The organism is Longimycelium tulufanense, assembly GCF_014645795.1.
In the GTDB taxonomy this organism is placed as follows: domain Bacteria; phylum Actinomycetota; class Actinomycetes; order Mycobacteriales; family Pseudonocardiaceae; genus Longimycelium; species Longimycelium tulufanense.
Window position 1 is genome coordinate 49,018 of record NZ_BMMK01000029.1, and the last position, 24,572, is coordinate 73,589.

20 protein-coding genes, 1 tRNA gene and 1 riboswitch are annotated in these 24,572 nt (G+C 70.7%); of the genes, 8 read left to right on the forward strand and 13 right to left on the reverse strand.

From position 1 onward, the window contains the following. The first annotated feature begins 29 nt into the window (after positions 1-29). Positions 30-791 (forward strand): cobalt-precorrin-6A reductase, encoded by a 762-nt coding sequence (locus IEY55_RS24060; protein WP_229686703.1) that lies wholly within the window; start codon positions 30-32, stop codon positions 789-791. Here IEY55_RS24060 and IEY55_RS24065 read toward each other — a convergent pair. From IEY55_RS24065 to cobG, 3 genes are read right to left on the reverse strand one after another with little or no spacing between them, the layout of a single operon-like run. After that, positions 779-2,305 (reverse strand): precorrin-2 C(20)-methyltransferase, encoded by a 1,527-nt coding sequence (locus tag IEY55_RS24065; protein ID WP_189060811.1) that lies wholly within the window; start codon positions 2,303-2,305, stop codon positions 779-781. The two genes, IEY55_RS24060 and IEY55_RS24065, sit on opposite strands and share 13 nt — an antisense overlap. Next, positions 2,302-2,928 carry a precorrin-8X methylmutase gene (locus tag IEY55_RS24070; RefSeq protein WP_189060812.1) on the reverse strand — a complete coding sequence of 209 codons (627 nt, stop codon included), beginning with the start codon at positions 2,926-2,928 and terminating at the stop codon, positions 2,302-2,304. The genes IEY55_RS24065 and IEY55_RS24070 overlap by 4 nt, the downstream gene beginning before the upstream one ends. Further along, positions 2,925-4,304: a precorrin-3B synthase gene (cobG, locus tag IEY55_RS24075; protein WP_308424783.1), complete on the reverse strand. Its 1,380-nt coding sequence runs from the start codon at positions 4,302-4,304 to the stop codon at positions 2,925-2,927. Before cobG ends, IEY55_RS24070 begins: the two co-directional genes overlap by 4 nt. A gap of 70 nt (positions 4,305-4,374) precedes the next feature. Further along, positions 4,375-4,498, forward strand: a riboswitch (cobalamin riboswitch). A gap of 214 nt (positions 4,499-4,712) precedes the next feature. On the opposite strand from cobG, the gene cobN reads away from it, so the two are divergent. Continuing rightward, positions 4,713-8,354, forward strand: coding sequence for a cobaltochelatase subunit CobN (gene cobN, locus IEY55_RS24085; RefSeq protein ID WP_189060814.1), 3,642 nt, complete (start codon positions 4,713-4,715; stop codon positions 8,352-8,354). A gap of 21 nt (positions 8,355-8,375) precedes the next feature. Beyond that, positions 8,376-9,440 carry a tRNA (adenosine(37)-N6)-threonylcarbamoyltransferase complex transferase subunit TsaD gene (gene tsaD / locus IEY55_RS24090; RefSeq protein ID WP_189060815.1) on the forward strand — a complete coding sequence of 355 codons (1,065 nt, stop codon included), beginning with the start codon at positions 8,376-8,378 and terminating at the stop codon, positions 9,438-9,440. Between the two features lie 140 nt (positions 9,441-9,580). Here tsaD and IEY55_RS24095 read toward each other — a convergent pair whose 3' ends face one another. Then, positions 9,581-10,354, reverse strand: a complete 774-nt coding sequence (locus IEY55_RS24095; protein ID WP_229686704.1) for a DUF2306 domain-containing protein — start codon at positions 10,352-10,354, stop codon at positions 9,581-9,583. A 160-nt stretch (positions 10,355-10,514) separates the two neighbouring features. Between IEY55_RS24095 and IEY55_RS24100 the strand changes: the two genes are divergently transcribed. Next, positions 10,515-11,108, forward strand: coding sequence for a TetR/AcrR family transcriptional regulator (locus IEY55_RS24100; protein WP_189060816.1), 594 nt, complete (start codon positions 10,515-10,517; stop codon positions 11,106-11,108). A 36-nt stretch (positions 11,109-11,144) separates the two neighbouring features. Here IEY55_RS24100 and IEY55_RS24105 read toward each other — a convergent pair whose 3' ends face one another. Beyond that, on the reverse strand, positions 11,145-12,176 hold the full coding sequence (locus tag IEY55_RS24105) for an NAD(P)-dependent alcohol dehydrogenase (protein ID WP_229686705.1): 1,032 nt from the start codon (positions 12,174-12,176) through the stop codon (positions 11,145-11,147). A gap of 110 nt (positions 12,177-12,286) precedes the next feature. Here IEY55_RS24105 and IEY55_RS24110 point away from each other — a divergent pair, with 110 nt between their 5' ends. Further along, positions 12,287-13,285: an asparaginase gene (locus IEY55_RS24110; protein WP_229686706.1), complete on the forward strand. Its 999-nt coding sequence runs from the start codon at positions 12,287-12,289 to the stop codon at positions 13,283-13,285. Positions 13,286-13,347: 62 nt separating this feature from the next. Here the strand turns inward: IEY55_RS24110 and IEY55_RS24115 are convergent, their stop codons facing one another. From IEY55_RS24115 to IEY55_RS24125, 3 genes are all read right to left on the reverse strand, one after another. Beyond that, positions 13,348-14,469 (reverse strand): AbrB family transcriptional regulator, encoded by a 1,122-nt coding sequence (locus tag IEY55_RS24115; RefSeq protein ID WP_189060817.1) that lies wholly within the window; start codon positions 14,467-14,469, stop codon positions 13,348-13,350. 746 nt (positions 14,470-15,215) lie between these two features. After that, positions 15,216-16,010 (reverse strand): precorrin-6A synthase (deacetylating), encoded by a 795-nt coding sequence (gene cobF, locus IEY55_RS24120; protein WP_189060842.1) that lies wholly within the window; start codon positions 16,008-16,010, stop codon positions 15,216-15,218. A gap of 121 nt (positions 16,011-16,131) precedes the next feature. Next, complete coding sequence (locus IEY55_RS24125; protein WP_189060818.1) at positions 16,132-17,085, reverse strand: helix-turn-helix transcriptional regulator; 954 nt, start codon at positions 17,083-17,085, stop codon at positions 16,132-16,134. A 74-nt stretch (positions 17,086-17,159) separates the two neighbouring features. Here IEY55_RS24125 and IEY55_RS24130 point away from each other — a divergent pair, with 74 nt between their 5' ends. Both IEY55_RS24130 and IEY55_RS24135 read left to right on the forward strand, forming a co-directional pair. Further along, positions 17,160-18,572, forward strand: coding sequence for an FAD-binding oxidoreductase (locus IEY55_RS24130; RefSeq protein WP_189060819.1), 1,413 nt, complete (start codon positions 17,160-17,162; stop codon positions 18,570-18,572). 166 nt (positions 18,573-18,738) lie between these two features. Then, the gene (locus tag IEY55_RS24135; RefSeq protein WP_189060820.1) at positions 18,739-18,897 is read left to right on the forward strand and encodes a hypothetical protein; all 159 of its coding nucleotides are present in this window, start codon (positions 18,739-18,741) and stop codon (positions 18,895-18,897) included. 170 nt (positions 18,898-19,067) lie between these two features. Here IEY55_RS24135 and IEY55_RS24140 read toward each other — a convergent pair. After that, positions 19,068-19,143 (reverse strand) — tRNA-Arg (locus IEY55_RS24140). 142 nt (positions 19,144-19,285) lie between these two features. Further along, complete coding sequence (locus IEY55_RS24145) at positions 19,286-19,858, reverse strand: DUF3558 family protein (RefSeq protein ID WP_189060821.1); 573 nt, start codon at positions 19,856-19,858, stop codon at positions 19,286-19,288. Positions 19,859-19,953: 95 nt separating this feature from the next. On the opposite strand from IEY55_RS24145, the gene IEY55_RS24150 reads away from it, so the two are divergent. Further along, the gene (locus IEY55_RS24150; RefSeq protein WP_189060822.1) at positions 19,954-21,981 is read left to right on the forward strand and encodes a bifunctional copper resistance protein CopD/cytochrome c oxidase assembly protein; all 2,028 of its coding nucleotides are present in this window, start codon (positions 19,954-19,956) and stop codon (positions 21,979-21,981) included. Between the two features lie 37 nt (positions 21,982-22,018). Here the strand turns inward: IEY55_RS24150 and IEY55_RS24155 are convergent, their stop codons facing one another. The 3 genes from IEY55_RS24155 to IEY55_RS24165 are packed head-to-tail and all read right to left on the reverse strand — an operon-like array spanning position 22,019 to position 24,439. After that, positions 22,019-22,852: an ABC transporter permease gene (locus IEY55_RS24155; RefSeq protein ID WP_189060823.1), complete on the reverse strand. Its 834-nt coding sequence runs from the start codon at positions 22,850-22,852 to the stop codon at positions 22,019-22,021. Between the two features lie 17 nt (positions 22,853-22,869). Next, a complete protein-coding gene (locus tag IEY55_RS24160) occupies positions 22,870-23,796 on the reverse strand; it encodes an ATP-binding cassette domain-containing protein (RefSeq protein ID WP_189060824.1) in 927 nt (308 codons plus the stop codon). 34 nt (positions 23,797-23,830) lie between these two features. Next, positions 23,831-24,439, reverse strand: a complete 609-nt coding sequence (locus IEY55_RS24165; RefSeq protein WP_189060825.1) for a TetR/AcrR family transcriptional regulator — start codon at positions 24,437-24,439, stop codon at positions 23,831-23,833. Positions 24,440-24,572: the final 133 nt, after the last annotated feature.

The window sequence follows — 24,572 nt, forward strand, 5'->3', positions numbered from 1 at the left end:
GCGCCAGCAACGCGACAGACGGAGGCGCGGTGACGGCACGGGTGCTGGTGCTCGGTGGCACCGGGGAGGCGCGGCGTCTCGCCGCGGCACTCGCCGACCGCCCCGGGTTGCACGTGGTGTCGTCGCTGGCCGGCCGCATCGCCGATCCGCTGCTGCCCGAGGGCGAGGTACGGGTCGGTGGCTTCGGCGGGCCGGACGGCTTGGCGGCGTGGCTGCGCCGCGAACAGGTCGACATGGTCGTGGACGCAACCCATCCGTTCGCCCACCGCATGACGACCTCCGCAGCGCGGGCCACCGCTGAGATCGGGGTGCCGTTCCTGGTGCTGCGCCGACCCGGGTGGCAGGCCGGCCCCGGCGACAACTGGCACTGGGCCGAGTCCGTCCCTGCGGCCGCCAGCCTCCTCGCCGACCTCGGGGAACGGGTGTTCTCCACGATCGGTCGCCAGGAACTCGCGGCCTTTGCTGACCTGGACGCGCACTGGTTCCTCGCCCGTTGCGTCGACCAGCCCGAGCCCCCACTGCCGCGCCGACTGGAGATCATCCTCGACCGCGGGCCCTTCACCGTCGACGGCGAGCGACGACTGCTGCGCCAACACCGCATCGACGTGCTGGTCACCAAGGACAGCGGTGGCGACATGACCGCGGCCAAGCTCGTCGCGGCCCGCCAACTCGGCCTGCCCGTCGTGGTCGTGTGCCGCCCACCCGCGCCCGACGTCCCCGTGGTGGAAACCGTCGAGGAGGCGGTGGCCTGGCTGGAAACCCTTGTCGCGACGCGACCTCACGCCGGATAGCGGCGAGGCGTGAACACGGCGGTACCGTCCCCCCGCCGAACCACGCGGGTGGTCGACGACCCGACAACGAGCAGGCACCGCATGTCCACCTCAGCCGGATCCAGCTCGCCCAGCGTGGTGACCCGCACCCGCTCCTCCGGGCCGCCGACATCGCGGCCGATCACCACCGGGGTCTGCGCGGCCCGGTGCTCCAACAACGCGTCACGGGCCGCCTCCACCTGCCAGGTTCGGCTGCGCGAGGCCGGGTTGTAGATCGCGAGCACCAGATCGGCCCTGGCCGCCGCGGTGAGCCGCTCGACGATGACCTCCCACGGCTTGAGCCGGTCGGACAGCGACAGCACGCAGAAGTCGTGACCCAACGGTGCCCCCACCCGGCTCGCCACCGCCTGCGCCGCGGTCAGCCCGGGCAGCACCCGCACCGGCACGTCGGCGAACCGCGGCTCGCAGGCCACCTCCAGCACGGCGCTGGCCATCGCGAACACCCCCGGATCGCCCGAGGACACGACGACCACCCGTGAGCCGGCCCTGGCCAGCTCCAACGCGTGCGCGGCGCGGTCGGCCTCCACCCGGTTGTCCGAGGCGTGCCGGCGCTGCCGCGGGTTGACCGGCACCCGGTCCAGGTACGGGCCGTAGCCGACGAGGTCATCGGCGCTGGCCAGCGCGTCCTGCACCTCGGGGGTCAACCACGGGCGGCCGGCCGGTCCCAGACCCACCACGACCACCTCGCCCCGGCCCGCCGCCACCGTGTCCCCGGCCGCGGCGGCCTCCTGCGGGACCTCCGCGTTGACGGGGCTGGGCACCAGCGCCAGCGAGAAGTAGGGAACGGTCTCGGAGTCCACGTCCGTCAGCGGCACCACCCGCTGCCGCCCGGTCGTGGCGCGCTCGACATACCAGGCATTCTCCAGGCGCCCGGACTTCTCCAGCGCCGCCCGTACCTTCCCGAAGGTGCGGCCCAGCTTCAGCACGGCGGCGGAGTCGGTGTTCGCCAACCGCTCGGCCAGCGCATCCGGCTCCAGCGTGCCGGGCAGCACCGTGAGCACCTCGTCCCGCTCCACCAGCGGCCGCCCCAGCACCGCCGACGCCCCGCTGACCGAGGTCACACCAGGCACGACCTCGGTGGGGTAGCGGTGCGCGAGCCGCTTGTGCATGTGCATGTAGGAGCCATAGAAGAACGGGTCACCCGCGGCCAGCACCACGACGTCCCGTCCGGCGTCCAGATGGGCGGCGAGCCGTGCCGCGCAGTCGGCGTAGAACTCGTCGATCGCACCCTGGTAGCCGCCCGGGTGGTCGGTGCTCTCCGTGGTGACCGGGTAGATCAGGGACTCCTCGATCTGGTCACCACGCAGGTACGGCTCGGCCAGCGCCCGCGCGATGCTGCGCCCGTGGCGGGCGCTGTGGTAGGCGATGACGTCCGCCGCACCGATCAGGCGGGCCGCCTTGACCGTCACCAACTCCGGGTCGCCGGGACCCAACCCGACACCCCACAGCCGCCCGACCTGCCCTGTGCTGCTCACTCGTCCTCACTCGCGATCGCGTTGATGGCCGCCACCGTCATGGCACTGCCGCCCCGCCGGCCGTGCACGACCAGGTACTGCAACCCCAGGGCGTTCCCCGCCAACGCCTCCTTCGACTCCGCCGCGCCGATGAAGCCCACCGGAATCCCCAGCACCGCGGCGGGTTTCGCGGCGCCCGCGGCGACCATCTCCAGCAGCCGGAACAGCGCTGTGGGGGCGTTGCCGACGGCCACCACCGCGCCGTCGAGCCGGTCCCGCCACAGCTCCAGCGCAGCCGCGCTGCGCGTGGTGCCCAACTCCGCCGCCAGCTCCGGCACCCGCGGGTCACCCAGCGTGCAGACGACCGGGTTGTCAGCGGGCAGGCGACGCCGCGTGACCCCCGCGGCCACCATGGCCGCGTCGCACAGGATCGGTGCCCCGGCACGCAACGCCGCCCGCGCGTCGGCGACCACGTTCGCCGACCACGCCAGGTCCGCCACCAGGTCAACCATGCCGCACGCGTGGATCATGCGCACCGCCACCCCGGCAAGGTCCCCCGGCAATGTGCTCAGGTCCGCCTCCGCGCGGATCGTGGCGAAGGACTGGCGGTAGATCTCCGCACCGTCGCGGATGTAGTCGATCACTGGTCCCTCCGCGCCGCGGCGACCGCCGCGGCCGTTTCCTTGATGTCGCTGGCCCGGGCCACCACGATGCCGTCCCGGACCACCTGGTAACCGTCCCCGGCGGCAACCACCTCGACGACCCGCCCCCGGGGACGCCCGCACCGCCGGGCACAGCCCGCCCAGTGCACCGGTGACGCCACGTCGCGGACACCTGTGGCCACCCGGAGCGTGCGGATGGCGTCGGTGCGCACGTCGGCGAGAGCCTTGGCACAGCCGGGCCGCCCGGTGCACGCGCTGACGCCCACCCAGGGCGATGCCGGGTCGGCGACCAGACCATGCTCGTCCATTGTGGACGACCAATGTTCGGCGCGTGCCGGGGGTAGGTCGCACACCACCACCCCGCGCCACGGTGTGATCCGCAGCCCGCCACCACCATCATCGGCAGCCCGGGCAAGGATTTCCGCTTGCCGGGCCGACAATCGGCCAAGTGGGGCTGCCACCGCCAAGGCGACCGAGCCGTCCCGCTGCTCGATCAAGCCCACCGGACCGTGCTCGCGCGGCAACAACACGTGTTGCGGCACAAGCGCATCACGGGGGGAGGGACCAACGCCGGAACGTAGCCGGCCGGTAACCCGTGCAACGCCATCGTTCAGCTCGGCAAGCCGCCAGGCGGTCGACCCCTGGGCGGCTCGCTCCGCCAGGAACGCTCGTGCTGCCGCGAGCACTGTCCGGACGGCCTCGACCGGCGACACCCGAAGCCCGCTGTCTTCCCCGGCCAGCAGCAGCGCGACCTCGGTTCGACTCAGCGCCAGGACACCGACATCGCCCTCGAGCCCGGCCACATCGCCGCGGCCGTCGTCGAGCGTGAACAGGAAGCGGCCGGGTAGCTCCGCCAACTCCATCCGCGCGCACAGCGCCCGATCGAGATCTGTCACCAGCGGTCGGACGTCCAGTGCCCCGAGGCCGTCCCGCCCGCTCAACGGCGAGGCCAGGATGTTACGCACCCGCTCGTGGGACGCGGAGGGCAGCAGGCCGATCATGTGCAGCAGTTGTGCCAGCCGCGCCTCATCGCCGGCACACAAGCCTCTGAGCTGCACGTTCCCCCGGGAGGTCAGCTCGAGGTGGCCGTCGGAGAACGTGACCGCGCCGTTTCCGAGCGCCCGCAGCTGCTCGGCCGTCAACGCCCCGCCGGGAACGCGCACGCGTGCGAGCCCGCCATCCGCGGCCTGATGCACCTGCAACGCGCCCGGGCACGCATCCGGCCGGGACCGATCCCCACTGACACGCGACGCCGTCCGCAGGTGGTCGGCATCGGCGCGCGACCCGGCAAGCAGGTCTTCGGTGCTCTCGATGCGCGACCCCGTAGGCAGGTCGTCGGCGGGGGAGACGTGGGACACGCCGGGGATGCTACTTGCGGTGTTGCCGCTTCCAGGGCCCCTGTCGGTAGGGTCACCGCCGGCGGCAAGGGAGGAAGCCGGTGCAAGTCCGGCGCGGTCCCGCCACTGTCACCGGGGAGCGGACCCCACCCACGGCCACGGCCCGCACGGGCTGGAAGGCCGGGGCGAGCGTCGATCCGGAAGCCAGGACACTTCCGCCGCCGCACCCCCGACGACTTGGGGCGAGGACCCCCGAGGGAGGACTGGACCGATGCTCGACCCGGCAAGCAGGTCTTCGGTATTGATGCTCGACCCGGCAAGCAGGTCTTCGGTACCGATGCTCGATCCGGCACGCGGGTCGCGGGCCGGCCGAGACCTGCCGCCGTGCCACCCGCTGCCGCTCGGCACCCGGACCGGGGAGCGTGCCGCGTGATCCTGCTGTTGTCGACCTCCGACACCGACCTGCTCAGCGCCCGCGCCAGCAACGCCGACTACCGTCTGGGCAACCCCGCCCGGCTCACCGTCGACGATCTGCCCGGACTCGTGGACGGCACAGACCTGGTCGTCGTCCGCCTGCTCGGTGGGCGACGCGCCTGGGAAGAGGGCTTGGACGCGCTGCTCGCCGGCCCGCGCCCGGTCGTCGTCCTCGGTGGCGAACAGGCCCCGGACGCCGAGCTGATGGAGCTGTCCACCGTGCCCGCCGGGGTATGCGCGGAAGCACACGCCTACCTCGCCCACGGCGGTCCGGCCAACCTCGGCGAGCTGTACCGGTTCCTGTCCGACACCGTGCTGCTGACCGGTCACGGGTTCGCGCCACCCACGCCGACACCCACCTGGGGGGTGCTGGACCGGGCGGCACGCCGCACCGAGGACAAGCTTGCGGGGTCGAGCGTCGGTACCGAGGGACCGGTCGTCGGGGTGCTCTACTACCGGGCCCACCACATGGCCGGGAACACCGCGTTCGTCGAGACCCTGTGCGACGCCATCGAGGACGCCGGCGGCCAGGCGCTTCCCCTGTTCTGCGCCTCGCTGCGCACCGCGGAACCGGAGTTGCTGGAGACCCTCTCCCGGGCGGACGCCCTCGTGGTCACCGTGCTCGCCGCGGGCGGCACCCGACCCGCGACCGCCTCCGCGGGTGAGGACGACGAGAACTGGGACGTGGGCGCGTTGGCGGCCCTGGACATCCCGATCCTGCAGGGGCTGTGCCTCACCACCTCGCGTGCGGACTGGGCGGACAACGACGACGGTCTCTCCCCACTGGACGCCGCGTCGCAGGTGGCGATCCCCGAGTTCGACGGGCGCATCATCACGGTTCCGTTCTCCTTCAAGGAGATCGACGAGGACGGCCTCACCGTCTACGTCCCCGACGGCGAGCGCGCCGCCCGGGTGGCCGGGATCGCCGTCCGGCACGCCCGGCTCCGGCACGTCCCCGTCGCCCAGCGACGCATCGCGTTGATGCTGTCGGCCTACCCGACGAAGCACTCCCGCATCGGCAACGCGGTCGGTCTCGACACGCCCGCCAGCGTCGTGCGGCTCCTCGCTGCGATGCGGGAGCGCGGCTACGACATCGGTCCCGAGGACGGGACCGACGCGTTTCCCGGGGTGTCCACACAGGATGGTGACGCGCTCGTCCACGCGCTCATCGCCGCCGGTGGGCAGGACCAGGACTGGCTCACCGAGGAACAGCTGTCCGGGAACCCGGTCCGCATCCCGGCCAACCGCTACCGCACCTGGTACGCCACCCTCCCCGAGGACCTGCGCGAGGACATCGAGCGGCACTGGGGGCCGCCGCCTGGCGAGCTGTTCGTCGACCGCTCCCGGGACGACGACGGCGAGATCGTGCTGGCCGCGCTGCGCGCCGGAAACGTCGTCGTCATGGTGCAGCCACCGCGCGGCTTCGGCGAGAACCCGATCGCGATCTACCACGACCCGGAGCTTCCGCCCAGCCACCACTACCTCGCCGCCTACCGCTGGCTGGCCGACGAGTTCGGCGCCGACGCCGTGGTGCACGTGGGCAAGCACGGCAACCTGGAGTGGCTGCCCGGCAAGGCCGCGGGCATGTCGGCCTCCTGCGGCACCGATGCTGCCCTGGGCGACCTACCGCTGATCTACCCGTTCCTGGTCAACGACCCCGGCGAGGGCACCCAGGCCAAGCGTCGGGCACACGCCACCCTCGTCGACCACCTCGTGCCGCCGATGGCGCGCGCCGACAGCTACGGCGACATCGCGCGGTTGGAACAGTTGCTCGACGAGCACGCCAACATCGCCGCGATGGACCCGGCCAAGCTGCCGGCCATCCGCGCCCAGATCTGGACCCTCGTCCAGGCCGCGCGCCTGGACCACGACCTCGGTGTCGCCGACCGGCCGCACGACGCCGAGTTCGACGACTTCCTGCTGCACGTCGACGGCTGGCTGTGCGAGGTCAAGGACGTCCAGATCCGCGACGGCCTGCACGTCCTCGGCCACGCCCCCACCGGTGAGGACCGCGTCAACCTGGTGTTGGCGATGCTGCGGGCACGCACGATGTGGGCCGGGCAGGCCGGCGCGCTGCCCGGGCTGCGCGAGGCCTTGGGTATGGCCGAGGACGGCAGCACGGGCCGCACCGACACCGACGCGACCGAAGAACGGGCCCGGTCCCTGGTCCGGGCAATGGAGGAGCGCGGATGGGATCCGGCGGCGGCCGACGAGGCCTGCCGGTCGGTGCTGGACCGGTCCGACGACCTGGTTGCCAGGATCCTCCGTTTCGCCGCCGACGAGATCGTGCCGCGGCTCGACCGCACCAGCGACGAGCTGGACGCCGTTCTCCACGCACTGGACGGCGGCTACGTGCCAGCTGGGCCGAGCGGCTCCCCGTTGCGCGGCCTGATCAACGTCCTGCCGACGGGACGCAACTTCTACTCGGTGGACCCGAAGGCGGTGCCCAGCCGGCTCGCCTGGGAAACCGGGCAGGCCATGGCGGAGTCGCTGCTGGAGCGGTACCGCGCCGACAACGGGGACTGGCCACGTTCGGTCGGGCTGTCGGTGTGGGGCACCAGCGCGATGCGGACCGCCGGTGACGACGCCGCCGAAGTCCTTGCGCTGCTCGGTGCTCGACCGGTCTGGGACGAGCAGTCGCGCCGGGTCACCGGCCTGGAGCCGATCCCGCTGGCGGAGCTGGGCCGGCCCCGCGTCGACGTGACGGTCCGGATCAGTGGCTTCTTCCGGGACGCGTTCCCGCACGTGGTCGCCCTGATCGACGACGCGGTAAGGCTCGTCGCCGAGCTCGACGAGCCGGAGGAGCAGAACTTCGTGCGCGCGCACGTTCGGGCCGACCGGCAGCGCCACGGTGACGACCGGCGGGCCACCATGCGTATCTTCGGTTCCCGCCCCGGCGCCTATGGGGCCGGCATCCTGCCGCTGATCGACAGCCAGAACTGGCGGGACGACGCTGACCTGGCGGAGGTGTACGCGGTGTGGGGCGGCTACGCCTACGGCCGCAACCTTGACGGAGTACCCGCGCGGGAGGACATGGAGACCACCTACCGGCGCATCGCGGTGGCCGCCAAGAACGTCGACACCCGAGAGCACGACATTCTCGACTCCGACGACTACTACCAGTACCACGGCGGCATGGTCGCCACGATCCGCGCGCTCACCGGCAAGGAACCGGCCGCCTACATCGGCGACAGCACCCGCCCCGACTCCGTGCGGACCCGCTCGCTCACCGAGGAAACCTCCCGGATCTTCCGGGCACGCGTGGTGAACCCGCGGTGGCTGGCGGCCATGCGGCGCCACGGCTACAAGGGCGCGTTCGAGCTCGCGGCCACAGTGGACTACCTGTTCGGCTACGACGCCACGACCGGTGTGGTGGCCGACTGGATGTACGAGAAGGTCGCCGAGAACTACGTCCTCGACGAGGAGAACCAGCAATTCCTCACCGAGTCGAACCCGTGGGCCCTGCACGGCATCGCCGAGCGGCTGCTGGAGGCGGCCGAGCGGAAGATGTGGGAGAACCCCGAACAGGCCACCCTCGACGCGCTGCGCGAGGTGTACCTGCGCGCCGAGGGCGACCTCGAGGGCGACGCGGACTAGACGCGACCAGAAGGACCGGACATGACCGTGGTGTTGGGCATCGAGACCTCCTGCGACGAGACCGGCGTCGGGCTCGTCCGCGGCGGCGTGCTGCTGGGTGACGCCCTGTCGTCCAGCATGTCCGAGCACGCGCGCTTCGGCGGCGTCGTCCCGGAGATCGCCGCCCGCGCCCACGTGTCAGCCCTGGTGCCCTGCGTGCGTGCCGCCCTGGACGACGCGGGGCTGACGTTGCACGACGTGGAGGCGGTGGCGGTCACGGCCGGGCCGGGACTGGCCACCGCACTCCACGTCGGGGTGGCCGCGGCCAAGGCATACGCCCAGGTGCTCGGGGTGCCGCTGTATGCCGTGCACCACCTGGCAGGGCACGCGGCGGCCGACACCCTCGCCCACGGCGACCTTCCCGCGCGCAGTGTTGTGCTGATCGTGTCCGGCGGCCACACCTCGTTGTTGTTGGTGCGCGATCTCGTCCGGGATCCGGTCATCCACCTGTCGGACACGATGGATGACGCGGCGGGCGAGGCGTTCGACAAGGTGGCCCGGATCCTCAACCTGCCCTACCCGGGCGGGCCGGCGATCGATCGTGCGGCGCGGGACGGCGACCCGGCAGCGGTGCCGTTTCCGCGGCCGCTCACCGGTCCCAACGATCCCGTGCTCGGGTTTTCCTTCTCCGGCTTGAAGACGGCGGTGGCCCGGCATGTTGAGGCGGCTGAGGCTGCGGGGCAGGACCTGTGGGTCCCCGATGTCGCGGCGAGCTTCCAGGAGGCGGTGGCGGACACGCTCACCCGCAAGGCCATCGCCGCCTGCCGCACGCACGACGTCGAAACGTTGGTGGTTGTGGGTGGGGTGGCCGCGAACAGCCGGGTGCGCGCGTTGGCCGAGGAACGCTGTACCGAGGCGGGAATCGAGCTTCGTGTCCCGCCGCCACGGTTGTGTACGGACAACGGGGCGATGATCGCCGCGGTCGGGGACCTTCTGGTTCGGGCTGGCGCACGGTCCTCGGAGCCGCACCTCTCGGTGAGCCCGAGTGTCGAACTGGACTGGGCACAACTGGATCCGGCGGCGGAGGCGGAACAGCACGTGGCCTGATGTCGCCCGGCGCGTTGCACGCGTTGCTCGGCGTGTTCGGGCTGGTCCATGGGAAGGCCGGTTGAGCCGTACGGCTCACCCGGCCCTTTCCCCAGTGCCCCCAGCTTTTCCACTCCCCGGAGATGTCGCGGTGCTGGCGGTTAGGCGCTGGCGGCGACCGCCGAACGCCGGTTGGCGGCCGGCGCCCCGCCCCGGGGCTTTTTCCTGCGTTCCAGCCACCATTCGGCGATCAGTAGGTTGACCACCCAACTCAGCCAGATGGCGGTGTCCACCGCTGCCTGGTTCATGGCGACCTCGTCCCCACCGAAGTAGGTGGCGGCGAACGGTTGGAGTGCCGCAATGCACAGGACCACCCACAACCGGTTGACGACGATCGACGTCATCAGGGCAAAGCCGCGGATCATCCACCTGCGGTGCTCGCCGAACCGTCGTTGTCTCGCCGCCCGGAAACCCGCGAACGTGACGGCGACCCACACGACCACGAGAAGCGAGTTGCCCACCTTTCCGGCCACCCCGGACGTCACGGCTGCCAGCGCCACGACGAGTCCCGTCAGGGCCGTGGGAATCATCCCGGCGAAGACGTACACCCGACCGACGATTCGGTGCGCAACGGGATGACGCTGGCGGAACCACGGCCACACCTGGAGGCAGCAGGTCAGCAGGGCGACCGTGCCGAACAGGATGTGGGCGACCAACATCGGGTAGTGCGGCGCGAAGCCCTCCCGGAGCGGCAGCCGGCTCTGAGCGGGGTCGAAGGTGAGGTACGGCGGGAGCGAAAAGGCGAGAAACGCCACCGACCCGACCATCAGCGGCGCGATCCAGGGACGTTGCCACCACCTCGGCCTCCGCGGGGTCACCGACCGGGCCGCTGTTCTCTGCTGGCCCGGGCGTGCTTCGGCGATCTCTGTGTCCACCAGGTCCCCCTCCTGATCGGGCGGCGCCGGTCCGGCCGGCCCGACACGTGGTCGTTGCTCCCGGTCCGGTCCGGGTTCGGCGCTACTGTACGAGCGTGTGAGACGAATGTCTAGCACAAATGTCTCATACGGGCGTCCGAGGTCGGGCTAGGATCGGCGCATGGGGAACCGGGAGGACCTGCTCGCCGGCGCCAAGCGCTGCCTGTACGAGAAGGGCTACGGGCGCACCACTGCCCGCGACATCGCGACGGCCGCGGGCACCAGCCTGGCCGCGATCGGCTACCACTTCGGGTCGACCAGGGCCCTGTTGAACGCCGCCATGGTCGAGGCGTTCGACGACTGGGGCGAGGAGCTGGAGGGCATCCTGCCCCCGGCCGAGGGCGATCTGGCGACCTCGTTGGAGACCACCTGGACCCGGATGACCGAGTCCCTCACCCGGCACCGGGCGCTGTGGGTGGCCAGTTTCGAGGCGTTCATCCACTCCGAGGACGCGCCGGAACTGCGGGAGCAGCTCGCCACCGGGTACGAGCTGGTCCGGCGTGGGATGGCGGCGGCGCTGCGGGGCGTCACCGAGGACGAGGTGGACGAAGGGGCGATGCTGACGGTGGGTTCGGCTCAGCTGGCGTTGCTCGTGGGCCTGATGGTGCAGTGGCTAATCGACCCCGGGCGTGCCCCGTCCGGCCGGGACCTGGTGCAGGGACTGCGTGAACTCGCCGCCAGGCTCGAGGGCGGGGCTGGGGAACCGACGAAGTAGGGGCGCTTGTGGGCTGCCGGTCGCGCTGCCCTGCAGTTACTCCTGGGGCAGCACGACGGCCTTGATCGCCTTCTCGTCGGTCCTGCCGACCGTCAGTGCCCGCTCCACCTGGGTTAGCCCGAACCTGTGCGTGACCAGGCGATCCAGTGCGACGGCGCCGGAGGCGGCGAGGCCGATCGCGGCCGGCCAGGTGTTGGCGTAGCGGAACGTCCCGGTCACCTCGATCTCGCGGCGTTGGATGCGGTCCAGCGGGAGCGGGATCTCGTCGGCGCCCATTCCGATCAGGACGGCGCGGCCACCCGGACAGATGCACCGGATGCCCGCCCCGGAAACCCGTGGAACTCCGGAACATTCCAGCAGTACGTCCGCCTCGACGCCGGCATCGAGCAGCGAGACCCTGCCTGTGTCCAGTGTGGACAGACCGAGTTCCTCGGCCACGGACAGTCTGGCCGGCTTGATGTCGGTGACCAGGATGTCGGTGGCACCCAACGACTTTGCCGCCTGGGCGGCCAGCAGCCCGACCGGGCCCGCGCCGGTGACGAGGATCCGCTCACCCGGCGCGACACGCGCCCGCCGGCACGCCCAGACACCCACCGAGAGGGGCTCCAGCAGAGCCGCGGCCTCGTCCGACACCGTGGCCGGAACGGGGTGGGCGAAGGTCTCGTCGAGAACGACGTATTCCTGGAAGGCCCCATCGATCGGCGGAGTCCCGAAGAACCGGACATCGGGGCACAGGTTGTAGTGACCGCGCCGGCACTGGGTGCACCTCGCGCACGGCACCCCGGGCTCGAGCGACACCCGCTGACCGATCTCGTGCCGGGTGGCCTCGTCACCGCACGCCACGACGACACCGGCGGCCTCATGCCCCAACACCAGGGGTTCGGTGACGACGTACTCGCCAATCCGGCCGTGTTCGTAGTAGTGGACGTCGGACCCGCAGGTGCCCACCGCCGTGACCTGGACCAAGACCTGGCGGGGTCCGGGTCGTGGCGTGGGGCGCCGCTCCACCACCAAGTCTCCGACGCTACGCAACACGGCCGCCCGCATCATTTCCGGGATCGCCTTCATCGCCTACCACCGCCTCACCGTTGCCCGGGGTGTCCCAAGTGCACCCATCATGGCGTGCATCACCATGACGGACCCAACAGCGGTTCTATCCCCACGACCGAAGGAGCCCCGTGAGGACCCACGAACGCCCGCGTGTTGCCGTCTTCTCCCTCGGCGGGACCATCGCGATGACACCGCAGGCCGGAGGCGGAGTTGCGCCGGCCCTCTCCGCGGACGAACTGCTCTCCGCGGTACCAGGGCTCGCGGAGTTGGGCATCGGACTGGACGTTCACGACTTCCGCCGAGTTCCCGGTGCCACACTGGACATTCCGGACGTTCTCGCTCTTGCCGCCGCGATCGAGCAGGTCGTTTCCGCCGGTGTGGACGGCGTCGTGGTCACCCAGGGCACGGACACCATCGAAGAGAGCGCCTACCTGCTCGACCTCCTGCACCCGGCCGAAACGCCGATCGTGGTCACCGGGGCGATGCGCAGTGCCCTCGCGCCGGGTGCGGACGGCCCGGCGAACCTGCTTACCGCTCTTCGGGTGGCGGCAAGTCCCCTGGCGCGGGGTCTCGGCTGTCTCGTTGCCCTCGCCGACGAGATCCACGCGGCGCGCCACGTGCGCAAGGCCCACGCGACGAGCATCGCGGCCTTCACCTCGTACCCGGGACCGCTGGGCTACGTGGTGGAGGATTGCGTCCGCATCCCGCTGCGTCCGAGCCGCGGCCCGGTCGTGCCCCGGCGGGAGCTCTCCCGGCCGGCCCGGACGAGCATCGTCACCGCTGCTCTCGGTGATGACGGTGCCGTCCTCGGAATCCTCGGTGACCACGTGGACGGGCTCGTGGTCGCGGCGTTCGGCGCCGGACACGTGCCGGCCGACTGGGTGCCACCCCTGACCGAACTCGCCGCGGGAATGCCCGTCGTGCTCACCTCCCGAACCGGCGCGGGCCCGGTCCTTTCCCGGACCTACGCGTTCGGAGGCTCCGAGTCCGACCTCCTCGCTCGTGGACTGGTCTCCGCTGGTCAGCTCAGCCCCAGCAAGGCCCGGATCCTGCTGCACGTGCTCCTGATGGCCGGGGCGGACAGCAGCACCGTTTCCCACACATTCAACAGCGCAGGCGCCGGTTAGCGGGTCGCTCGTGGTTCTTCCCCGCCGAGACCGGCAGGACTGCCCTCGCGCCGGAATTCCAGTCAGGCCGGTGCCGTATCTTTCTCGGGCTGCCGGGTGACCGGGATCGGGATGCGCTCGGCGACGTCGAACCGGGGCAGGAGACGTTGGATGATCGACGGAGCAACGAGCGCCATGGCGAACAGCCGGACGCTCTGCACGGTCGAGATGACGGCGACGTCGGAGCCGGTCTCCTCCGCGGTGGCCAGTACCGCGTTGATTCCGCCCGGTGTGGTCGCCAGATAGGCGTCGAGGAACCGCATCTTGGTGACCACGGCGAGCAGCTCGGCCAGCCCCGCGGACACCAGGCACAGCAGCAGGATGCCGACGAGCAGGTGCGGGAGCACCTGGGCGGCGTGCAGCACCGCAGCGCGGGTGAAGCGGAGACCGACCTCGAGTCCGACCCCGACGAACACCAGGTCGCGGAGCGCGCCCGACGGGGCGAAGCCGTCGGAGGTGCCGGTGACCTGGACGATGGCGGCCAGCACCATGGGGCCCAGCACGGTGGCCGCGGGTAGCTTCAGCCGGCGCGCGCACTGCACCCCCAGGACGCTGACTCCGACCAGCATGAGCAGGCCGGCGACCTGGTTGGTCGAGCCCACCGGGTGGGTCAGGTCGTGCAGCAGGTTCGAGGTCGTGGTGACCTCCCGGCCGGGGGAGGACTGGACCATCGCGGCGATCGCGGGTGCGGTCAACGCGACCAGGCCGACCCGCAGGTACTGGGCGAAGGCCACCAGCCGGGAGTCGGCCCCGACCTCGCCGGCGCTCGCGACGATGGCCGCCGACCCGCCGGGCACGGTGCCCAGCACGGCGTCGGGCAGCGACAGCCGGCGGGTGCGGGCGAGGCCGACGGCGATGAGGACGCTCGCGACGAGCGTCGCCGCGGTGGCCAGCAGCAGCGGAGTGGCGCTCTTGGCGACCGACCGGAGGGAATCGGGATCGAGGTAGCTGCCCATCAACACACCGACAGCGGCGTGCGAGGCGTGAGCGGAGCGTCGCGGGAACTGGCGCCGGACGATATTCGTGAGGGCGGCCACGGCTCCCACCACAATGGCCGCAACCAGATACGGGGCAGGCACACCGAGCTGCTTGGCACCGATTCCCACGAGGTAGCAGATCATTGCGAAAAGGCCCCACCGGGACACGGTGCGGAGGCTGCTCGACCGCCACTTGGCGCGAATTCTTGCGCGCTTACCTTCGGTAACCGGCCGGGGGGAACGGATACGGGCGACACCGGTCGTCACGAGCAATCCCTTCCGTGCTGGTCTCTGCCGCGCGATAAACCACCCTTGTGGGTGATAAGTCGACCGTATGTATCGTTGATGGCGCAGTCATAAATTGTGTCGAAGCCGACATGTCTGATCAATGGGTGCGAATCCTTCTGTGACTCCGCGCACTGCTCGCAATGAAGAACTCGGCACTCGTTGAGTTTGTTCGTATTGCCGGTACGTCGAATTTTCCGGAGTGCGGCAGCGTGGTTGCCATCGACCTGGCGCAGCGCGGATGATCCACGTATACGGCTGCCCGGTGCTGCGGTCTGATCCCGTGCCGTGTGCTCCTGACGTGCTGTCAGCTGCCCCTCCCCGCCCGGTGGAGCTCGTGTGCGAGCCCGTCGGTAGCGGGGTGGGTGGCGGTCCGTGATCACCGACCGTGACCAGCCGGCGACGCGCGACAAAGGCGGACGCTCATTTTCCGGGCGCCCATTTGCCGGCTCTCATGTCTTGTTCGCCGCGCTGCTCAGCCGAGATCGGTGCAGTGTCCGTGTGAGACCAGTAAGTTAATACGGCTCGTCATGGCAGAAATCGCGGTTCGCATTGTCCTGCGGCGGTGTCGGATTGCTCGGCTCGGGGCTTCGCTGCGCGCCTTGCCGGTGCGATGTTCGCTTCGCCCCTCACCTCGCAATATGTTCCTGGGGGACCGGCGCTGCCGGGGTGAGCCTGCGCAGCAGGTAGCTGTCCATGATCCAACCCTTTTCCTGCCGGGCCCGGGAGCGCACGTGCTGGATTTCCTCGGCCACGTCGCGAAGCCGACCCGAGATCAGGATCTCGTCCGGGGTTCCGACATAGGCGCCCCAGAAGATCTCCAGGTCCTCGTCGACGAAACGGTGGAACGTGCAGTGCGCGTCGAGCATGACCAGGACGTCGTCGACGTCGGCGGGCAGGCCGCGGGCGAGCTGGCGGCCGGTGGTGATCAGTACCGGGCGGCCGATTTGGTTGAAGGTCGTCCGGTGGCCGGCGACCAGTGCCGACAGGCTGCTCACGCCCGGGATGACCTCGTAGGCGAACTCGACCTTCGCGCGCTCCCGCAAAGCCTGGAACAGGCTCACCGTGCTGTCGTACAGCGCGGGATCGCCCCACACGAGCACCGCTCCGCGTGAGCCGTCGGTCAGCTCGTCCCGGATCAGCTGCTCGTACAGCTCGACGCGGCGTTGCCGCCAGTCCTCGACGGCGGCGACGTAGTCCTTCGCCGTACGGTCGCGCCTCGGGTCGTTGACCTGCACCACGCGGTAAGGCCGGTCGGGGACGTACCGCTCCAGGATCTCCCGGCGGAGCCGGACGAGTTCCTCGGTCTCGCTTCCCTTGTCGAGCACGAAGAAGACGTCAACCTCGTTCAACGCGTTGACGGCTTGAACGGTCAGGTGCTCGGGGTTCCCGGCGCCGATGCCGATCAGGTAGACCTTGCGCACGGCAAGGAGCATGCACCGCCACCATGAGGCGCACCAAATATCGGCGGCGCCCACACCGCTCTGCCTCTCGTCCATAACGGAACCGCCGGGCGCTCCCAGCGCCTGGCACCCCCAGCCACCCCTACGGGCTTGCTGCCCCGAGGAGTCGTTGCGCTACCGCGCGCAGGTGGTCGCGAAGGTCCTGTGAGCAGGTGAGGGTGTAGTCGGCGCCGAGAGCGACAAGATCCTGGGCGATGCGATCGACGGAGTCGGAGCCGAATCGGACGGTGCAGGTGTGCTCGTCGATGGGCTCCACCCGGTGTGGGATCAGCGTCGGTAGCCGAGCCAACACCGTCCTGGCCGGGGCGCGGACGACCGCCTGCGCGGTATACCGATAGGTCGCACCGGAGACGCCCCGCGACAGGTAGGTGGCGGAGTCGGGGGAGGGCTTGGCGCGAGGGGTGAAGTGGTGGCAGGTGGGGGTGGGCTCGCTGATCCGGTCGACGCGGAAGTTGCGCCAGCCGTCACGACGGAGGTCGTAGGCGAGCAGGTACCAGCGCCCATGGGTCACCACCAGCTCGTGCGGCTCGACCCGGCGGGAGGCCGTCGTGCCGTCGCGCCGCTCGTAGCCGAAGGTCAGGATCTCGTGGTCGCGGCAGGCGGCGGCCACCACTGCCAATGTCATGGAGTCGACTTCGAGCCCTCGGTGGCCAGGGACCCGCACGGTGGCCTCGCTGACGGCGGCGACGCGGTGCCGCAGCCGTACGGGCAGTACCTGCTCGAGCTTGGCCAGGGCACGGACGGATGCCTCCTCGATCCCGGCCACGGTCCCACCGGCGGCGGTACGCAGCCCGACCGCGATCGCCACGGCCTCCTCCTCGTCGAGCAACAGCGGCGGCAGGTCCTTACCGGACACCAGCCGGTAGCCGCCCGCGACACCGGTCACGCTCTCGACGTGGTAGCCGAGCTCCCGAAGCCGGCCGATGTCGCGCCGGACCGTGCGCACGGTGACATCGAGCTTCTCCGCGAGCTCGGCACCAGCCCACACGCGCCTGCTCTGGAGCAGTGACAGCAGGCGCAGCAGTCGAGCAGGCATGGTCGTCGTCACATCCCCACAGTGTCCGAGGTTGAGGACACATCCCGTCCTCAACCCTTCCTACGGTCGCCAACATGTCTCAGCAAGAGCAAGTTGTTGCCGCCGATGTCGACTCGCTGGCCCGTCAGGTGCGAGGCCCGGTGTTGCGGCCCGGCGACGCCGGCTACGACGGGGAGCGGGCCGGGTTCCAGACCTACGGTTCGCGGCAGCCGCAGGTGATCGTGGGTGCGGTCGACGCACAGGATGTACGCGCTGCGGTCGGGTTCGCGCGCTCCCACGGTGTGCCTGTCGCCATCCAGGCAACGGGGCACGGGTTGCCGGCGGAGACCCAGGGCGGCGTGCTCATCAGCACGCGACGCATGTCCGGAGTTCGCATCAACGCGGACCGGCGGACCGCGGCGATCGAGGCGGGCGTGCGGTGGGAGCAGGTCATCGAGGCGGCCGCCCGGCATGGGCTGGCGCCCCTCTCCGGCAGCTCACCGCAGGTGGGTGCCATCTCCTATGTCCTGGGTGGCGGGATCAGCCTGCTTGCGCGCAGCCACGGGTACGCCGCCGACCACGTCCGCGCCGTGGACGTCGTCACCGCCGACGCCCAGCTGCGCCGCGTCACCGCGGAGTCCGACCCCGTACTGTTCTGGGCGTTGCGTGGGGCCGGAGGCAACTTCGGTGTGGTCACCGCGCTGGAGATCGACCTCGTGCCGGTCGTGCGCCTCTACGGTGGTGGGCTGTACTTCGATGCCCCTCTCGTCGGAGACGTGCTCGACGCATGGCAGCGATGGACCCACACGGTGCCCGAGGATCTGACCTCCTCGATTGCGCTCATCCCATTCCCGGACAAGCCGGTGCTGCCCGAGCCACTGCGTGGCCGCCACGTTGCCCACGTGCGGATTGCGTACACGGGAGACACCGAGACAGGGGAGCGGCTTGTGCAGCCGCTGCGGGCGGTCGGGTCACGCCTGATCGACACCCTTGGCGAGATGCCCTACACGGCGTCGCACTCGATCTGCAACGACCCGACGATGCCGATGCCCTACTACGGGACGACCCGCATGCTGCGTGATCTCGACACGGCGGCGGTGCAGGCCCTGCTGGAGCTGGCCGGCCCCGGGGCCGCGAGTCCCTGCGTGGTCGAGCTGCGTCATCTCGGCGGCGTGCTCGGCCGCCCACCGGCCGTTGCCAACGCGGTGGGCAACCGTGGCGCGCAGTACTCGCTCGGGCTCACGTCCAGGCTCGGCTCGGTCGCACCGACCGAGGAGGAACTCGACACGGTGCGTGGGGTGCAGCGGGACGTCCTGAATGCCTTGCAGCCGTGGGACACGGGAGGCCGATACCTGAACTTCCTGACCGGCGAGGGCGCCGACGTCCAACAGGTGCGGACGGCCTACGACCGGGCCGACTACGAGCGGCTCACCGAACTGAAAGCCGCATACGATCCGGGCAACATGTTCCGGCTGAACCACAACATTCCTCCGGCCACCCAGCGCTGAGAAGATCGCGGCCGGCGATGGCTGAGCCCGTGCTTGTGGTGTGGCGGAGGCAACGCCGTTTCGGGCGCGAGAAATCGAACACGGCACCGTGACGATCGGTGATCTCCATCTCGGTCGAGAGCGACATGAATGGGCGTCACCGGGAAACTCTCCGTTCTCTCCACCGGTGAACCCACTCGCGGCGCTGGAGGATCACGTGATCGACCAGACGTTGATTCATGACGTGTCCGCACCGGCCTGCGTGCGCCGTGCCGGTGCGGACACACCTTCCGCCGGAGCGACACCCGGCAGGTGGCTGGACGGCGGCGCGGGCAACGCGTGCTGACGCTGTGTGCAGGCATGACGTCGAGAAGTAATCGTCGGCCCGGGGCGGACCCGCCCCGGGCGTGGGGCGTCTCCGACAGATCTCGCCCGTGACGTTACGTCACCGTTACGCGATTCCCGTCACAATCACGGACGTGATCGCGACGGGAAGGAGGGATAAACGCGCCCAGCTGGCGCCCCCGGCAGGATTCGAACCTGCGACCCAGAGATTAGAAGTCTCTTGCTCTGTCCACTGAGCTACGAGGGCAGGCTGCGGACACGGCGTTAGCCGTGGCCACCGATCAGGTAATCGCCGCTGCGGTCATGAACGTTAGGCGGCGTTAGCTAGTTGCGACCTTCGGGCGACCTAATTGTGTCCGGCAACCGAGGATACCGCGGCTGACCTGCGATTACGTCGTGGGCAATCTCTCCAGTGCGGTGACGGCCAGCTGGTTCAGTGCTTCCACGACCTTCTCTCTCGGCGTGTCGCGCCGGGACAACACCACCGCCAGCGTGCGGTCCGGCCGCACCGCGATGGCCGCGCTGCACGTCTGGTATCCCTGGTCCGCCCGACACCGCAGCCAGGTGCTGTGCCCCTTGGTCAACACCGGGCTGCCCTCCGGCTGCTGGGCCTTGACCTGCTCGAACGGCTTGTAGAAGGCGGCCGCGGCGGAGTCGTCGGCAGCACCGCCCAGCCGGTACAGGCAGGACTCCGGGTAGAGCTGGTTGCGCCTGGGCCCACCCCGCACCCCACCGAGACCGGCGAGATCGTCCGGCTGCAGGAGGGTGCAGGTGTCGACGCCCTCCAGCGTTCGCGGCGTCGGGATCTGCACCCCGCTCGTCACCGGCGTCCCCCGCGGCGTCGTGGTGGGCGCGGGGTGGAAGCCGGCGGCCGCCGTCGGGTTTCCGCCAACCTGATGGGCACATCCGGCGAGCGCCACGGTCGCGAGCGCGAGGCAAAGAAGCAGGGGACGCCGTTCCACAGGGCGCAACGTTATCGGGATCGAACCGGTGACAGCGACCACGCTTGCGGAGCGGCCCGGTGGGCGAACCCGCTCCCACTGCCTACGCTCTCCCCGTGTCTGCCGAAGCCCCCACGACCAGTTCGGCTCCCGCGCCACCGCGCCCCGCGCTGAGCATCGCCGGGCTGCTCGTGCCCGGCGTTGCCCTGGCCGCCGTACTGGCCGCCGTGTTGACGGCCTCGGCCGGCAGCGACCTCTACACCCAGCTCGGCCTGCCCGAGCCCGAGGTACTGGTGCGGTACGGCCTCCCCGCGGTGCGGGTGCTCGCCGAGGGGAGCGCGGTGGTCGCCATTGGCTCCCTGCTGCTGGCGAGCTTCCTGGTGCCCCCGCAGCGTTCCGGGACCCTGGCCGCCGACGGCTACGCGGGCCTGCGTACCGCCGGGGTGGCCGCGGTGGTGTGGGCGGTGTCGTCCGCCCTGCTCGTGCCGCTGATCGGCGCCGACACCGCGGGCCGGCCCTTCGCCGAGATGCTGCGCCCCAACGCCCTGCTCACCACGGTCGACGCGGTCGAGCAGGCCACGGCGTGGGCCATCACCGCCCCGATCGCGCTGGCCATCGCGATCGGGACCCGGCTCGTCTTGTCCTGGGGCTGGACAACGACCCTGTTCGTGTTCTCGCTGGTCGGCCTGCTGCCGGTGGTGCTCACCGGGCACTCGGCGTCGGGCGGCGCCCACGACATCGCCACCAACAGCCTGCTCTACCACCTCTTCGGTACCGCGCTGTGGGTCGGCGGGCTGGTGGCGCTGGTCGCACACGTCGCGCGAGGCGGCAGCCACCTCAACCTCGCCGCGTCCCGTTACTCCAGGCTCGCCGTGGTCTGCTGGGTGATCCTGGCACTGTCCGGCGTGATCAACGCGTTGGCGCGGCTCCCGGTCTCCGACCTGTTCACCACCGCCTACGGCCAGTTGGTGCTGCTCAAGACCGCCGCGCTCATCCTGCTCTTCTTCTTCGGCTACGCGCACCGCGAGCACACGCTGAGGGTGATTCGGGAGACCGGCGACCGGTCGTCGTTCGTGCGCCTGGGGGCGGTCGAGGTCCTGGTCATGCTGGCGACGATCGGCGTCGCCAACGCGCTGGGCCGGACCCCGCCGCCGGGTTCGTTGGGCGTGGTGCCGAGCCGGACCGAGCTGCTCATCGGTTACGAGCTGGACGGGCCGCCCACCGCCGGCCGCCTGCTCTTCGACTGGCGATTCGATCTGATCTACGGCACCGCCTCAATCGTCCTGGCCGTGCTGTATCTGGCCGGCGTGCGCCGACTGCGTCGCCGCGGCGACGCCTGGCCCGTCGGCCGGACCCTCGCCTGGGTCGCTGGATGCGCCACGATCCTGCTGGCCACCTCGTCGGGCATCGGCCGTTACGCGCCAGCGGTGTTCAGCGTCCACATGGGCGGCCACATGCTGCTGTCCATGCTCGCCCCGATCCTGCTGGTGCTGGGCGCCCCGGTGACACTGGCCCTGCGTGCCCTCCCACCGGCCGGCCGCGACGCCCCACCCGGGCCGCGCGAGTGGCTGCTGGCGCTCGTGCATTCCCCGGTGTCCCGCGTGCTGACCCACCCGCTGGTCGCCCTGGCGCTGTTCGTCGGCTCGTTCTTCGGTCTCTACTTCTCCGGACTGTTCGACGTCGCGCTGTACCAACACTGGGCACACCTGGCGATGAACGCCCACTTCCTGCTGGTCGGCTACGTGTTCTTCTGGCCGGTCATCGGGATCGACCCCGCGCCGCGCAAGCTGCCCCCGCTGGGCCGCCTGGGGCTGCTGCTCGCGGCCATGGGGTTCCACGCATTCTTCGGCGTCGCCCTGATGATGTCGCAGTCGGTCATCGGCGAGGCCTTCTACCGCGGACTCGGCCTGCCGTGGGCCACCAACCTGCTCGCCGACCAACACCTGGGCGGGGGCCTGAGCTGGGCGACCGGCGAAATCCCGGTCATCCTCGTGGTGATCGCCCTGGCCGTGCAGTGGTCCCGCACCGAAGAACGCGCCGCGCGACGCATCGACCGGCGCGCCGACGCCGATGGCGACGCCGACCTCGCCGCGTACAACGCGATGCTCGCCAAGCTCGCCGAGAACGACCGGGGACGCGGCTGACGGGGACGGCGCGGGACGGGCACCGCCCCCGTCTCCGTCACGGCCGACGGATCCCGCGTGCGGCCAGGGACGAGCCGATCACGGTGATGACCGCGCTGGTGAGCAGGGCCCCGGCAATCGGGCCGAGGGTCGGGGTGCCCAACGCCAGCCCGCGCGCGGCGTCGATCGCATAGGTCAACGGGTTGACCTTCGCGACGGCCTGCAACCAGCCCGGAAGGCTGGCGATCGGGACGTAGGCGCTGGACGCGAACATCAGCGGGAAGATCGCGACGAAACCGACCGTCTGCATGACCTCGACCGTGCGCAGCCAGGCACCCAACGCGAGGAATGCCCAGCCAAGGCCCCAGCCCACGGCGATCGCCAGCGCCAGGGCGGCCGCCGAGCCGAGGATGCCACCCCCGGGCGCATACCCGAACAAGAGGGCGGCGGCCATGAGCAGCAGGACGAGTTGCACGGCCGAGCGGGTGAGGTCGTAGAAGCTGCGCGCGAACAACACCGAGACCATCCGGATCGGCAGGGCCCGGAACCGGGAGAGCACCCCGTTGCGCAGGTCGTTGGCCAGACCGACCCCCGACGTCAGGGCCGCCTGGGTCGCTGTCGTCACCAGGATCGCCGGCAGGAGGTAGTCGATGTAGTTCACGCCCGTGGGAAAGCCCGGGGTGTGGGCGATGCTGCGGAACACCTGGCTGAACAACAGCAGCATGATCATCGGCGTCAGGAGGCTCATCACGAGCATCCGCGGGTCGCGCAGCGCGCGCAGTGAGCGCCCGGTGAGCACGAGTACCTGGTTCGGCAGGCTGGTTCCGGACCAGGTGCGTCTGGTGGGCGGGGTGCTGGTGGTTCGCGGGGGCGTGGCGGTTGCGGTGGGCATCGGCAGTTTCCTCGGGCTCAGGCGGCGTCGCGGTGGGTGAGGGCGAGGTAGACGTCGTCGAGTGTGGGCTCGTGCAGGCTCAGCTCACCGAAGTCGACCCCGGCGTCGTCCAGCGCGCGGACGGCGGCCGCCAGGTGCCGCGACGTCGCCACGGGCGCCGTGACCGCCAGGTGCTTGTCGTCGGGGACCGGTTGCAGCCCCGCGCCGCGGAGCGCAGCGAGCGCCAGTGCGGTCTCCTCGGCGCTGGTCATGGCGACCGTCACGGTGCGCTGGCCCACCTGGGCCTTGAGCTCCCCGGCGGTACCGGCGGCGACGACCTTCCCGGCGGACAGCACCGTGATCGAGTCGGCGAGCCGGTCAGCCTCCTCCAGGTACTGCGTGGTGAGCAGGATGGTGGTGCCGTCGTCCACCAGCCCCTCGACGATCTCCCACAGGCCGATCCGGCTGGCCGGGTCGAGGCCGGTGGTCGGCTCGTCGAGGAACACCACCGACGGGTGGCCGACCAGGCTTGTGGCGAGGTCGAGCCGGCGCCGCATCCCGCCGGAGTAGGTGCTGGCCTTGCGCTGCGCGGCCGGGCCCAGGTCGAACAGCTCCAGCAGCTCGTCCGCGCGGGCCCGGGCCTCGCGCCGGGTGGCGCCGAGCAACCGTGCGATCAGGATCAGGTTCTCCGCGCCGGTGAGCTGCTCGTCAACGGTGGCGAACTGGCCGGTGAGACCGATCTGTTGGCGGACCAGGTGCGACTGCCGGGTCACGTCGTACCCGGCCACCCTGGCGGTTCCAGTGCTCGGCGGAAGCACCGTGGTCAGGATGTTGACCAGGGTGGTCTTGCCGGCACCGTTGTGCCCCAGTAACCCCAGGACCGTGCCCCGGGGCACCCGGAGATCGACGTCGGTCAGTGCGGCGACGTCGCGGAACGTCCTGCCGACGCGTTCCACCTCGATCATGTGTTCCGACACTGAATTCCCCCTCGTACGGTGGTTATCTCGCGAGCACGCCGTGCAACAGCACGTCGACGAGCTCCTGGGTACCGGTCGTGGTCTCCTCGCCGAACGTCTGGCTGCCAGCCCGGTCGATGAAGACGACACCCATGAACATGCGACCCACCCGCTCGACCGGGATACGGAAGGCATCCCTGTCCGGGCCGAGCAGGTCGGCGATGGCGCCGGCGAGCCGGTCGGCGGAGCGCCGGTGCTCCGCGGCGCCCGCGGACTGGTGCCGGGGCTGGTAGCCGGACGAACCCAGCGCGTGCATGAGCGCGCCGAGGCGCGACATGTGGTCGCTGAGCGCCTCCGCGGCGGCGACGAGCCGGTCGCGAACCGAGATGTCGCGTGGAATCGCGGCCAGCTTCCCGAGAACGGGCTCGACGCGGAACACGCTGTGGATGCACGCGTCGAGCAGCTCCTGCTTGTCGGCGAAGACCCGGAAGACCGTGCCTTCGGCGATGCCGGCCGCCTTGGCGATCTGGCTGGTGGTGACGTTGGCACCGTGCTCCCGGAGCAGGGGCACGGTGGCGCTGATGATCGCCTCCCTGCGCTCCTGCGGGCTCATCGCAGGGGCACGGCGTCGACGTTCCACCCTCTGGGCCATGGTCGCAACGCTAGTGAGTGAGCCCTCACTCATGCAATGGGATGCGACTCAACTCATCTTTGAGCGCGTTTGTCCCGCGTCAAGTTTTTGGCTCAGTTTTCCTTGTCTGAAAGTTGTGTCTTCTGGTCTTGGT